8 protein-coding genes are annotated in these 14,385 nt (G+C 41.7%); 1 reads left to right on the forward strand and 7 read right to left on the reverse strand.

Going from position 1 to position 14,385, the window contains the following annotated elements; all coding sequences use genetic code 11:
- Positions 1-308: 308 nt before the first annotated feature.
- The 7 genes from MKY24_RS13370 to MKY24_RS13400 all read right to left on the reverse strand — a co-directional run bounded on the left by MKY24_RS13370 (position 309) and on the right by MKY24_RS13400 (position 12,550).
- Entirely contained in the window at positions 309-1,967 is a 1,659-nt protein-coding gene (locus MKY24_RS13370; RefSeq protein ID WP_339200174.1) for an extracellular solute-binding protein, read from the reverse strand.
- Between the two features lie 47 nt (positions 1,968-2,014).
- Positions 2,015-3,421 carry a response regulator gene (locus MKY24_RS13375; protein WP_028541594.1) on the reverse strand — a complete coding sequence of 469 codons (1,407 nt, stop codon included), beginning with the start codon at positions 3,419-3,421 and terminating at the stop codon, positions 2,015-2,017.
- Positions 3,422-3,423: 2 nt separating this feature from the next.
- A complete protein-coding gene (locus tag MKY24_RS13380; RefSeq protein ID WP_053325510.1) occupies positions 3,424-5,130 on the reverse strand; it encodes a histidine kinase in 1,707 nt (568 codons plus the stop codon).
- 547 nt (positions 5,131-5,677) lie between these two features.
- On the reverse strand, positions 5,678-6,010 hold the full coding sequence (locus MKY24_RS13385) for a hypothetical protein (protein ID WP_068939613.1): 333 nt from the start codon (positions 6,008-6,010) through the stop codon (positions 5,678-5,680).
- Positions 6,011-6,264: 254 nt separating this feature from the next.
- Positions 6,265-6,972, reverse strand: a complete 708-nt coding sequence (locus MKY24_RS13390) for a response regulator transcription factor (protein ID WP_023988805.1) — start codon at positions 6,970-6,972, stop codon at positions 6,265-6,267.
- A complete protein-coding gene (locus MKY24_RS13395; protein WP_076265003.1) occupies positions 6,965-9,661 on the reverse strand; it encodes a sensor histidine kinase KdpD in 2,697 nt (898 codons plus the stop codon). The genes MKY24_RS13390 and MKY24_RS13395 overlap by 8 nt, the downstream gene beginning before the upstream one ends.
- 1,740 nt (positions 9,662-11,401) lie before the next feature.
- Positions 11,402-12,550 (reverse strand): epoxide hydrolase family protein, encoded by a 1,149-nt coding sequence (locus MKY24_RS13400; protein WP_339200176.1) that lies wholly within the window; start codon positions 12,548-12,550, stop codon positions 11,402-11,404.
- 137 nt (positions 12,551-12,687) lie between these two features.
- On the opposite strand from MKY24_RS13400, the gene MKY24_RS13405 reads away from it, so the two are divergent.
- Positions 12,688-13,593 carry a LysR family transcriptional regulator gene (locus MKY24_RS13405; RefSeq protein WP_264453739.1) on the forward strand — a complete coding sequence of 302 codons (906 nt, stop codon included), beginning with the start codon at positions 12,688-12,690 and terminating at the stop codon, positions 13,591-13,593.
- Positions 13,594-14,385: the final 792 nt, after the last annotated feature.

Here is a 14,385-nt window from a genome sequence, read left to right on the forward strand (position 1 = left end):
TTCGTTTTGAATATTTCTCTATCATTGTTGTTTGCGCTTTCATTATAAGACTCGGAGAAGACAAATCGAGATAGGGATTGAACGTCTGTTTGGATAGAGAAATGTATACGGTTTCATTCGGGATCATGAAGCCATAGTTGGCTTGTAAGCATTTATCCTACTTACCGACATACATTTGTCTATCCTTACTTACTAATCAAAGTGAAGAACAAAAAAACCGGCAGCTCCTGAAACAGAATCTGTCGGCTTGATTAATGGAATTATAAAAGTGTCTTGTAGAATTTATCGTATCACATTCATGATGGTCTTCAGCGATGATTATGGGCTGCGGTCACCTCCACAGTCACTTGATCGCCCCCTTGTTCCTTCCATTCCTCGACAAATTGATCAAATGAATCGATCGGTTCAGCGCCTAAAATAATTTTTAAAAATGTATCATGTTCCAGTTTTGATAGTTCACCCCAAGCCTTCTCCATCGTTGGAGTTCGTATATAGGTAAGGCTTCGAACTTTATGGATGTTTGGATCGAAAAAATTTCTTCCGCCTACAAGAAGCGAATAACCCCGCATAAAGCTGTCGCTGTGTTCATTCCAATAGGAAATACCATATTGATCATAAGGCTTCAATTTGGTTTGTTTTATTGTAGAAACTAAGTTTTCCAGCAATTTGTATTCAGACTTGTCCTTGAAATCGGCGGGTGTTTTGGTTCCCATCAGAATATCCTGCGCTGCCTTCGATTCATATCGTGCTTCATCTGCCGGAGCAAAGAAATTGCGGCCCAGCATAAAACGCGTACCGTACTTGAACTCATCACGAAGGTACAGATTGTTAATTTTAATGATCGCTTCGGGATGAGCATATCCTTTTCGTACCACCAAGAATGAACTTGACGGATTATCCACCTTCACATGGTATGCTCCGTTTGCATCCAGCGGGAGTGCGTATGCTTGCCAGTTCGCCTCCGGCTCGTTCTGCCAAGCGCTCGGAAGGGGCCAGTACCCAGCATAAAAACCTTGAAAGAACATCCCCGCCTGACCGTTAATAACTGTTTCTTCCGCTTCTTTGCGGATACCCAGTTCTGGATCGAGAAGGCCTTTGGCGTACATTTCACGCAGTTTGACCAAGGCCTCCTTCGTTTCCGGTAGAACCGAACCGTATACAGGTTTTCCATCTTTGCTCAGCCAATATCCCGGGAAAGATCCATATGCTGCGAAGATTGGGGTTAGATCAAAAGAAAAAGCACTGTTGTTGAAATCGTTATACAGTCCAGTGCTTGAAGCAAGGCCAATCGTATCTCGCTTACTGTTTCCATCTGGGTCATTCTCTACAAAGGCCTTGGCGATAGCTTCCAGATCATCTACCGTTTTCGGCGGCTTCAGTCCAAGACGGTCCAGCCAATCCTGTCGAATCCAGAGCATGCTGAAGTCTTCCGCTGTCACAGAAGGAACAGCCATCATCTTGCCATCGAAGGTCACTTGTTCCATAGCCAATCCGTTTGTGCTATCAATAATTTTTTTTATTTCCGGTGATGCGCTACTATTGTATGCCTCGGTTAGGTCTTCAATTTCTCCAGCCTTGATCATCTCGTTCAGCTGCAGCTGATTTACAATCATGGCATCCGGCAGATCATTGCTGGCGATAGCCAGATCGATTTTCTGACTCAGATTTTCCTTCGACACCTGCCATAATACCTGGACATCAATGTTAAGGTTTTGTTTAATCATCGTTTTCCATATATTCTTCTCAAGTGTTTCTCCTCCAGAGAGATCTGCGCCTGTTGGATCTACCACATATCCCAGTCGGATGGAAACGGGATATTCATATTTCCCCAATGGATCGGCAGCGGCAGTGTCCGAGATTGTTTTCGTTGGTCCCATTGGCGATTCCCGGAAGTATGGGTTGCTGAAATATACTGTCACTGTAATTAAGCTGACGACAAGAACACATGCAGCCATCTTCTTAATCATCGCTTTCCCTTCTTTCGCCCGGATTATTGGTCATCTGGGAGAGTACGCTATTTATCCCCTCTGCCGAGCTGTCGATATTCGCTTGGCAGCAGACCTGTCAATTCGCGAAAAATTCGGCTGAAATATTTTTCATCCGTATAACCCACTCGCTCCGCAATCCAGAAAATCGTGTTGGTTGTATTCAATAAATACTCTTTAGACTTCTCTATTCGTATAAATCGGGAGTACTCATTAAAGGTTTTCCCCATCAAATCCTTGAAGCATTGACTGAAATAGCTTCGGCTGATGTTCAGTTGTTGGGACAGACCTGAAGCTGTAAAAGCTTGGTCCAAATTATTTTGCATGATCATAATCGCTTTTTTCACGGCGTCTACAATTTCTTGTGAATACGAAGTCTGTTCATCTGCCTTACGAATGCCCACAGAGGTCTGCTTGATCCAATCTTCTACCTCGTACCAGGATTGAAAAGAATGGATCATTGAGATTCTACCCAACGTAGTCTGAGCAAAAAGGTGATTCCATTCCATAACTATAGAGTATAGCAATCCCATCAGCTGGCCTTTATGCAGTCTTAGTGATTTGAACTGTTCAATCAGTTGGTTGTAATAACTGTCGTTGTGGGTCCATGGTGATAGGAACCAACTTTGCCTAATACGATCCATGTCTTCATCCTGCGGTTCTATTGGAAATGAGTCCTCCACATTCATCGAAACGGAAATGACAGGATCATAAGGATTGTATGCATAGAATAAGGACGTTTCTGTATAATTCATAATCCAGTTTTGGATTTGCGACCATGTTCGCTCTTGTACATCGGACATAACCAGCAAGGCGACTTGGGGAACTTGATCCAGGGATTCCTTCAGTTTATGGAACAGCTGATCCTCTACGTCCATGGGTGCCGTCCACATCCAGCTGTTCCGTTCAACCTCCCATCGGATCTCGTCTACATTGGATGTCAGTTCAATCGGCCAGCTCTGTCCTGACTTGCGATCCAGTGAAACAAGTGCATACACATGGCGATAATGGACATTGGTCTCACTTAGCAGAGGCAGCTTTCGTCTTGTATTCGCCAGCTCGTCAATCCGGGTATGTATTCGATGCAGCACGTGTTCGAATTGCTCCTTCTCGAGCTGAACTTTGGCTATATAGTCGATGGCTCCAAGTCTGAGCGCTTCCTGGATATAATCGAAATCTTGATGCAGTGTTAATACAACAATATGTAGTTCTGGATAGAGCTGCCTTGCAGCTCGCATCAGTTCAATACCTGACATCACCGGCATCGCGAGATCTGTCAGCATCAGATCGACCGGTTGGGCTTTCAGAAAATCCAGTGCTTTCAACCCGTTACTTGCTTCTCCTATAACCTCCATATTGAACTCGTTCCACGGCATCGCGGAGCTTATTCCTTTTCGTACTAATTTATCGTCATCCACTATCAATACCTTAATCATCCTCAGACATCTTCTCCTTTGATAGGAAGTATGAGCAGTATACTTGTCCCTGTACCCAATTCACTTTCGATCACCAGTTGTGCTTGATCTCCATACTGTGCCCTCAACATGCGGTGGACATAATTGAGTCCGATGCCCATCCCTACTTTTTTATGTTCAGCTATACGATTATTCAGAAGTCTTTGAATCGCTTCCTCGGTCATGCCTGCTCCATTATCCTGTATTAAAATATTCAGCGTTTTGGCAAGTGTAACTTCAATTTGAATAAAACCTTCGTCACTCAGTCCATGATAAAGTGAATTTTCAACCAACGGTTGCAGAATAAAACGAGGCACAGGTATTTGAAGAACTTGATCATCCGCTGAAATACGCACGTCAAATTCAAAGTCATATCGAATTTGCTGCAGGATTAGGTACTGTCTTAGCGCATCAATTTCCTCTTCCATCGTGGATACTTGCCCTAATTTACCCAAATTGTAATACAACAGCTTGTTTAAGGATTGCACCAACTTGTCAATCTCTCCTTGTCCGTTCATGACGGCCAGCCAGTGCACAGTATCCAGCGTATTCATTAGAAAGTGAGGATTGATCTGATATAACAATTTTTCCACTTCCAAATCTGCACGAATCTTCTCTTTCTGCTGCACTTCCTTGAACAGGTCGCCGATTTGATGCTGCATATTTGAGAATTCTCCCAACAGAAAATCAAACTCGGGAATTTGAGTGCGGGTCTGGCTTCCTGCCTTTTGTGGATTCTGAGACATTCCGTTAATTTCCGAATGGAACAGACCTAGTGGTTTGTAAACCATCTTCCACAGAAGCCAAGCCAGAAATACGGTAAAGCCGAGAAAAAATAAAGCGACCAGTAATATTTGAAGCAACCATTGGTTTTTCTCCTGTTGATACTTAGCCTGCGAAATTACCGATATGACGCTCCAATTCTGACTGGAGTCCTCCTTAAACCAATGGTAATCACGGGATATTCCATCTTTTGCAGTACCTTTCGATATGCTGGAGAAATTCTCTCCGACCTTCATCGCTTCTGGAATTTCACTGTAAACAATGTTGCCCTCACCATTCAGGATTAAATGCGATAAAGCTCCTTTGTATTGATTGTAACCCAGTATATCCTGTGTAAGACGAAAGCCGGATTCGACGTAAATATATACATCGTCCCTTTGAGGCAGCTGTACCTTTCGCATAGCAGATAAAACAAGCTGATCATCAAATCGGTTCATACTCATATGGGGACCATAGTACGCAATGCCATATGATTTGGAAAGCACAGGCAAAGACTCGGGAGAAAAACGATCTTTGATGGGAAAGTTAGCGAACTGTGTAGTGCCTTCTTTCTGGAAATAGTATAAGGTCAGACCTATATTCGGATTAGTAAACGTTACGACATTTAACTCATTCTTTAATTCATCTCTAGCCTCAATCAATTCAAATATATTGGAGGAAGGCTTCAAGACTTCATCCAGTTTTTTTCCTAATGTACCACTATATGATAATTGCTGAGTAACATGATTCAGGTTGGTAATTGAATTTTCCAGTGATGAAGTTACCTGCTGTAGATTGCTCCGAATTCCATCATTGATTTTATTCGCAAAAATGGAATCAATGGTATAGTAAGAAATTGCAAATATACTGATAAAGGGAATAAACGCGCTGAGAAAAAACAATAAAAAGATTCTTTTTTTAAGTGTCATTCCGACCCATTCTCCTTAGGTAAATGAAAGAGCAAGCCCCTGGTTATGAAGCTTGCTGTTTATGAACAACAGCTCTATCAATTATCGTATTCCTCATAGGCAGCGACCTATTTGAAAATTGGCGACATCTTAATCCGATTCAGATTGAAAAAATCAGGATACTTGCATCTCAGTGAGGTCCAATTCTGTTCATAATTATAGATTGATATTCAAATATGTCAAACGCTTTCATGGAATTTATAGAACTTATTCTCCCTTCCTCTTTGCATATATGACTTGCCGGTTTTAATTGCTTATTGTAGTTGAATTTTCTGCATGTAAAAAGGGCTCACTCCGTCTTCAACAAGTGGAATAAGCCTTCTAAGCTTTCAATAACATTTTCTACTCCTAATTCTTACAAATGGTGTTGTTGATCAGGATTGGATGCCAAAGCAACAAATAATTTTTCTTCTTCACTCAGCGCTTGTAGAAATTGTTCTCTGGCCAGATTGGGAGCAAACACCAGGTAACGCGGCCTGACGATTCATATTTTTCCTTCTTTCGGAGTTTAGCTATAAACCTCTTGTTCCAGCACCCGATTTACAGCCTTGATAAAGGCAAGATAACCACCATCGGTATCGTTCCGATGAGGAAGAGCCAAAAACATTGTCTCTTCAACCTGGTTATCGTCTAACTCATAGCTGTTTGTCAGGATTTCTCTGATCTCATCGACGGGTGTACCGAGAGCAAACTTCTGAGCTGCTTTATAGATATCATAGTTCTCATAGATATCCTTCCGTGTCACCTTCTGCAAATCGATAAAATCATATATTTTTTTAACGGAATACAGCACCGCCAGCACAATTGAGATCAGACCCGCACTTGTTAAAATTTCATTCATTCCCCATACCTCTTTCCCTTTCACTCAGTTGACAGCTTAGCCGATGAAACAGACGAACAAGGTAGTGCCCATCTCACATGCCGAACCTCCTTATCCTCTTTACTTCAGAGTTCAGCGTAACATTTTCACCATTAGTTTAGGATTAGGGTTTTCATATAGGTATAAAGATCATCTTAAGATTTAGTGGCAGATGAAAAATAAAGAGACCATGCTCCATAAGAGCATGATCTCTAATTACATAATGGTATTGTTACCTAGCCATCATCTCCAACCTGAAGCATACGGTAACCAACTCCGATATGTGTTTGAATAAACTTAGTTTGTGATGATGTTTTTTCTATTTTTTTTCTCAGCGTTGCCATAAACACACGCAGGGCAGGAATGTCATAGCTGTGGTTGCCCCAGATTTCATGCAGGATAAAATTATGGGTCAGTACTTTGCCTACATGTTTTGCCAGCAGGCAAAGCAGTTTATATTCGCTTGGGGTCAGGTGAATTTCTTCTTCACCAATCCATACGCATCCTGCTGCATAATCAATTTTCAAATTTCCATTAATAAAGCTGGAAGCATCCTTCAGGAGCTTATCACTGTCATTTCGAATTCTTCGTAAACTGACTCGAAGTCTGGCCAGCAGTTCTTCTACACTGAAGGGCTTTGTTAGATAATCGTCCGCTCCGGCATCCAGCGCATCTATTTTATCCCGATCTTCGCTGCGTGCGCTGACCACGATAATAGGCATATTCGACCATGCACGAAACTTTTTTATGATATCTACACCATCCATATCCGGCAGCCCCAAATCCAGAATCATTAGATCCGGCTGCTTGGATACTGCTTCTAAAATCGATGCTTCCCCTGTTTCAGCCGTATGATATTTATACCCCTGTGTCTCCAGCGTTGTCGTAATCAGCTTGCGGATGGGTTTATCGTCCTCCACAACAAGAATAAAAGGTTTATTCATGAACATTCACTTCCTCAGCTTGCAGGGTAAAATAAAAAACCGTCCCTTTAGGGATATTGTCCTTAACACCAATAGTACCTCCATGAGCATTCACAATTGATTTGCACAGAGAAAGCCCCAATCCTAATCCACGACGTCCGTCCCCATGAATGTTGTCTGCCGTATAAAACATCTCAAACAGTCTAACCTTGACTTCTTCTGAAGAAATACCGGGGCCATCATCTGAGATTTCTACAATGACTATAAGTCTCTCGCGTCTTGCTGAAATTGTGATGTGAGAGCCATCTTGGGTATACTTGATTGCATTATCAATCATATTGATCAATACCTGAACAATAAGTCGGGAGTCCATTCGAGCCATCATCAATTCATCATCCAGTTCCGTCTGAATGACATGCTTCACACTGTTGCGATTCACATGAAGCAGAGCCTCCGAAATGACTTCCTCCATTAATTCTGCCTGAAAATTCAGATTTAGAGTACCACCTTCGATTCGACTAATAGACAGCAAATTTTCTACCAAATTGATTAACCACATGGAATCGTCATATATATCCGTATATAGACCTTTTTTCTGTTCCTCGTTTAGTACCTCTGGGTTTCCAAGAAGAATCCCCGCATTGCCTGAGATGCTGGTAAGTGGAGTGCGTAAATCATGAGAAATGGACCGAAGCAGACTGGCACGGAGTTGCTCCTGCTGGATTTGCATGGAAATCTCTTGTTGTCTTTCGTTCAGTTTTTCTTTCTCTAGCGCCAGCGCGCATTCTCCCAGCATGGCAAGCATTAGGCTATTTTCAAAAACTTCTAAAGGTTCTTCCTCATCCATTACAATAGCTGCCACCGCAAGAACCTGTTCTCCTCCACGCACCGCATGATATAGACACTTAGCGCCAAAAAAAGTATCCGTCGTTGCTCCTGCACGCTTGTTGTTTTTATATACCCACTCTGCAACTGCACGTTCGTTGCCTCCTGTGTAGACCCCTGGATCAACTGCAGATTCTTTCTTTGGAAAAAACTGCGGCGCCAACAGTACCCCTTGGTCAACTGAATAGAAAATGACCATTCTGTCCAACAACTTTACCATTTGATGTGCCATTTCATTAATAATAGCCGGAGAGTCTTTGGCCTGTTGCAATTTCCGGCTTGTTTCCAGAAGCACCTCGGTACGGTAAGCTTTTTGCGCGGATTGCCGAGCCTGCTCTCTTACTCGCATAGTTAGTGTACTCGTCATGAAAGAAGCAGCCAGCATGACCAGAAAGGTGACCGGATAGCCTGAATCATAAGCCTGTAAAGAATAATAAGGCTCGGTAAAAAAATAATTAAACACAAGTACACTCATAACCGAATAAATGGCGCTATACATTCTGCCCTTGGTCACAATTGCATTTAACAAAACTCCCAGAATGTACACGGTGATAATGTTAGCTTCTCGGAATTCCAAATACTTAAACCACAAGCCAATAATTGTGCACACAGCCAAGATAGCAATGGTCTTGATAGTATCTGCCAACGACAGCAATGGGTATTTTTCGTAAAAAGGCAATCTTTTATAGAAGGAAGACTGAGTATAGGGGATAATATAGATTTCAATATTAGGAAGTAAGGCCGTTAGTTTATCACTTACATTGGATTTTGCAAGCCCTCTCCTCTTGTAAGGGGAGCGTCCTAGGACAATTTTCGATACACAGCTTGTTTTGACATATTCGGCAATCTGTCCTGGAATATCGTCTCCATACATCGTTGCGATTTGTGCACCCATTTGCTCAGCCAGCCTAAGGTTCTCCCTTAACTCCGCTTTATTTTTTGATGTCAATTCTCTCGCTTCTGGTGTTTCCACAAACAACGCGGTGAAATGACCATGAAAAGCTGCCGCCATTCTTGCTGCTGTTCGGATCACTTTCTTATTGGAAGCAGCCGAAGACAGACAGACCAGAATATGTTCTTTCGTATCAAATTCATTTCTTTTCGCCTGCTCACTGATTTGCTCCGCGATTCGGTTTAACTGACTTGCTGTATTACGCAAAGCAATTTCACGTAGAGTCGTCAGCTTCTCTTTGGTAAATAAATGAGCCTGTGTATTCTCCTCCTCAGGGTAAATCTTTCCCCTATTCAAACGTCCTATTAAATCATCCGGTTCAATATCGACTAATTCCACCTGATCAGCACTGTCAAATACACTGTCCGGTATGCGTTCGTCAACGGAAATGCCAGTAATGGAGTAGACAATATCCGTTAGACTTTCGATCTGTTGAACATTCATCGTCGTATATACATGAATTCCTGCGCGAAGAAGTTCCTCCACATCCTGATATCTTTTTTTATGTCGGCATCCTGCCGCGTTGGTATGGGCCAAATCGTCCAATAAAATAAGGTCAGGACTTCTCTGGAGCGCTTGGTCCAGATCAAATTCCTTAGTTGAGGATTCTTTATTTGAAATTTTGATGTAAGGAAGAAGTTCAAGTCCTTCCAACAACGCCGCAGTGTATGGCCGGGCATAATGTTTAATATATCCAACTACGATATCTATACCCTCTTTTTGCTCTTCGTGAGCGTCGCTAAGCATTGCACAGGTCTTCCCAACACCTGGTGCATATCCAACAAAAATTTTCAGTCTTCCTCTACTTTTTCTTACCGGCAAGTCAGTAATTCGATCAAGTATGGACCCGGCATCGTTCTGTTTTGCTGCCATCCTGTGCCCACCCTCTACTATATTCTCTCTCAATCCTTAGTATATCATGAGCAAAATCAGTACCGTATTACGAATTTGCCTACAGCATTAAGATTGTATTAAGATCCGCTTTTATGTAATAACATCCTCAAAGAAGCCTCAAAATCCTGATTCTGTCCTAGCTTTCTCAGTGGAAGGATAGCAGCACAAAATAATATAAAAAGCTTTCACAAGCTGGTTCAGCCTTTTCTCATATTCACGGTATAGAAGATTGAAAAACAAGGATTCAATGCTTTGGCTTCATCTGTCATAGCACGTTTTGACATCTTCTCCTTCCATTTCAAATTTCATTGTTAGAATTTCCTATATGCTTGGTAATTGTAGAGCTGGCAGCAGACGCAGGCATTTCAGAAATGCAAATCGACACAAATGCTAGAACTAATAAAAACAAACTACATTTCTTCCACATCAATTCTTCCTCCTTAAGTCAGAGAAACCAATGAAAGTACCCTGCCAAGTAGACGTAGTTTCTTCTTCATGTCTGACTGACAGGGTACAGTTCATTCTTTATAGCTTTTGCTTATTCTTGTATTCACCGGCTGAGACACCTTATTATGGTATGCTCATGTTGTGCCACAGAGCTATTGTCGGGTACACATAAAGGCCATCCATCCGTTTGCTCAACGACATACCCTGCACCTGTAAATAAAAAGGGCTCGATTGTAATTACCAAGCCCTCTCCCTCTTCCAATACCGTGGCTACACAAATTCTTATTTACTAGGAAGAAGATAAAGAACTTACAAAAAGGTTTATAAATGTGTCAGAAGGATCTAGCTAGAGATGTTGGAACCAGAGGTTACATTAGTCAAATTGAGAAAGGAAATGCGATGCCCTCTTTTGAGATCATTAGCAAGCTTACGGAGCGATTAAATTGCTTTATTAGACTGTGCCCCCAAGTTTCACCGCATTTATTTTTTCGAATAGCCCCCTCTTCAGTTTTCCTTTTCACCCACATATCGATCAAGGCCTTGTCAGGTTTTCCAAAGTATGAACTGTACACTTTCCGGAAATACAATAAAATCTCTCATCTTTAGTTCGGTCAGTCGTTCCAAAATATAAAAAGCCGCTAAATAAGCGACTAATTAAATGGTCAATGTCCTTTTTTTCTTCGATAACTAGACGCAAAGCCAACGACATGGGCTTTTTAATGCGCATGAATTATTCCAAGCTCTCTTTGCCCTGTAAGTTCATTCAAGAGTACTGGTTATTTTGTTGGATCATTCATCTATGTTCCTTTGCCTTGAGATTAGTGAGTGATACTGACGGTTTCGATCAGTTTTATTCATATAACAATATCGAAGCTGTGTAGTATGGTTGAGGTTGTGAATATACTAGGCTGAATTATCATTAAGAGAAGTATGGATAAATGTATCTATTTAAGTGTATACACCCCGATATTTTTCTCATTTTATATGGACTAATATGTGAACCTACCGAAGCGGAATGAATCTCATATGTGATTTTGTAGAAGAATATTGAGTTGTGTTACCGCTTTGCATTTACATATTTTACAGTAACACAAAATTAAAATTTGCCCCTTTTCACATGATCTTAGTAGTCAGGTCAACTCCAGTTTCACTGTGGTAATCTCTAAGACAAAGTTTGAGGGCCAACTTTGTGTCCATTCCCCTTTAAGGGGTAAATGTATGTCTGGTAAAAAATGTACTGGTTGTTCATAACCCTCTCAAGGATAGAGACTATCAGATGCTTATGGAATGAAAAAAATGATTTAGATGTTCGGCAAACAATTTAGGATTTTCCATAGCGGCAAAATGACCGCCTTTATTCGCTTTCTCCCAGTACGTAATATTATAGGCGCGTTCTACCCAGCTTCGGGGAGGCGTGGGCAGCTCCTTGGGAAATAAGGAAACCCCTGTTGGAACAGTAACACGCTGATCTTCGGTGAAATGCAGTGGCATTTTGGTACCTTTAGTATATATTCGCATGGAAGAAGCAATCGAATTGGTAAACCAGTAAATCGATATGTTAGTGAGGATATGATCAAGTGAGAAAGACCTTTCGATATCCCCGTCACAGTCACCCCAACCTTGAAATTTTTCTACCATCCAGCTGGCAAGACCGGTTGGGGAATCACTTAGTGCAAAAGCCAGTGTTTCCGGCTTCGTTCTATGAAGGGCGCTATAAGCACCTTCTCGGTCCAACCACTCAGCTACGATGTCTAAGTAAGCTTGCTCTTCTTCGCTAACAGATGGTGTATTCGGAGTGAGGGGTGGCTTGTAGCTTCCTGGAATATAATTGAGATGAAGTCCCATCACCCGTTCAGGGTACATGAATGCTAACCATGTTGAGACCCCTGCTCCAATATCCCCTCCCTGAACCAAATACCTTTCATAATCCAAACGATCCATAAGTTTTGCCCAAAGCGTAGCTACGTATTTGGACCCCACTCCCGGTCGTGTGGGTTTACTCGAAAATGCAAAGCCTGGCAATGAGGGAATAATCACGTCAAAAGCCTCTTCAGCATGTCCACCATATAGTGATGGAGTTGTTAGATAAGGGATTAGTTCTAACATCTCTACAAATGATCCTGGCCATCCATGAGTCAACAACAGTGGTCGTGCGGATGTGCCTTCACCCCGAACGTGTACAAAGTGGATATCGAAGCCATCCACATGTTCCATAAACTGCGGGAAACGGTTTAACCATGCTTCCTGTTCACGCCAGTTGTATTCCGTGCTCCAATAATCAACTAATCTCTTTAAAAAGGAACGGTCTGTCCCCAGAGCCCATGGTTCTACAGAGAAACTCGAAGGCCATCGAACCTGTTTTAGTCTGATAGACAGATCATGCAGTTGTTGCTCTGGAATTGAAATTTTGAACGGTTCCATTCATTGTTTCCTCCCTTGTAGATTATTTTACGATCAGAAGGATTCTAATGTATGATGGATCTGTTCATTAATAAAATTGAAATATTCAAAATCATTATCATTTTTATCGATAGAAATTAAACCTAAGGAGAACATCGATGGAAATTAGACACCTTATTACATTTCAGACGATTATCGAAATCGGAAGTTATACAGGGGCTGCATCGCAATTGGGATACACTCAGACCACGATCACTGCCCATATACAGTCGCTTGAAGAAGAGATTGGCGGGGAGCTTTTCACTTACGAAAGAAGGCACTTGAAACTTACTCAATTAGGGAGAGAATTAATACCTCTGGCAGAAGATCTACTGGCTACTCATGACCAGATTAGAAATATACGAAGCAACCAGGAGGTTAAAGGTGCTATAAAGGTGGCTGCACCAGAGTCTTTAACAATTTCTAGATTAAGCCCGATTATAAGGGAATTCTCTTTGAAATATCCTCATGTCAAATTCATCCTTATCAACGGTACATGTGAACAAAACCAGGTTGACTTAATCAGTGGACGTGTAGATGTGGCTTTCATGGTCTACCCGGAAATACATCCGGAAAAATGCATTCATTATTCTTTGGCCCAGGAGAACATTGTCCTGGTGTGCAGCAATGACGGTCCAGACCATTTCGATGAATATAAGCGAGAGAACACCAACCATTTTTTTATTACGAATGAAGAAAGCTGTAGTTATCGGACCATGTTTGAAAGATATCTTGTAAAGCATGATATTCACCCATTTCAAACCATGGAGTTATGGAGTATTGAGGCGATTAAACAAACCGTTATGAGTGGGCTTGGATTTTCTTTTTTGCCTTATATTACAGTTAAAGAAGACGTGAATAGAGGAAAACTTAAAATCGTAAGTCATTCCGAAAAGTTCGATCCGATATACTCCCATATGCTGATTAAAAAGAAAAAGTGGTTATCTCCAACAGTAAAAGCTTTCTCTGAATTTGTGATAAAGTCGATCCGTGAAACGGATAACGAACTCGAAAGTTCAAGATGACTACCATTTGTTGGATAATTGGTAATCGGGCCATGTTCTTGTCCCTCGACATTCCTTCCATGTCTCGTCAGCATATTGATCAAACAATTCGCCGCGATATGAGATAATATCAGCAAGTCAGCGCTTGATACAAGAGACAAACGCAGTTTTGTCTTAAATGCATTGTTTGTGGATGGAGAAACCTACTGATTTTTCAACTCGATTCCCAGCTTTTCTTTTGTCCATTTGGTATGATTTCTCCTGGTTTGAACTTAACATCTGAACCCCATGGTCACAAATACGTAATTGTTACCGGTTGATCGTATTTACCGTTCTTATCTCCAGCCTGCACATGTAGTTTTTGTGTCACCCGGCTTGTGACCGCTCGCTATTGCTGCTACACCCGTTCAACACGGCCGACATGTCAACACACCTACCATCAGCAGACTGCCGATCCGTCTTCTTTTTACTTTCGTTCAACTTTGTCACCCCACTCTAGGTAATGTAGATTACAGCATTTATAATAATGAATGAATCAGGTAACTGCCCATACTAACTTTACAACATTTATTGCACTAATTTAGGATACTGGAAATTGGATATCAGTGTTGCATTAATGCAATCTCCCCTGGACAGGCAAAAGCATCCCTGCAGGGCTGCCTCTTCTGCTGCAATCATTCATACTAATTTATCCAGTCATGTTCAGCATACAACGTATGGACATAGTGTGTTTAACTAATGCCAACTTAAAGTTTCACCCGTCGATTGCGCTTGCTTGGGATAACAGGTCGGATATCTCGATTTTGCAAAAGG

Origin of the sequence: Paenibacillus sp. FSL P2-0322 (assembly GCF_037975315.1) — a bacterium.
Lineage (GTDB): Bacteria > Bacillota > Bacilli > Paenibacillales > Paenibacillaceae > Paenibacillus > Paenibacillus polymyxa_B.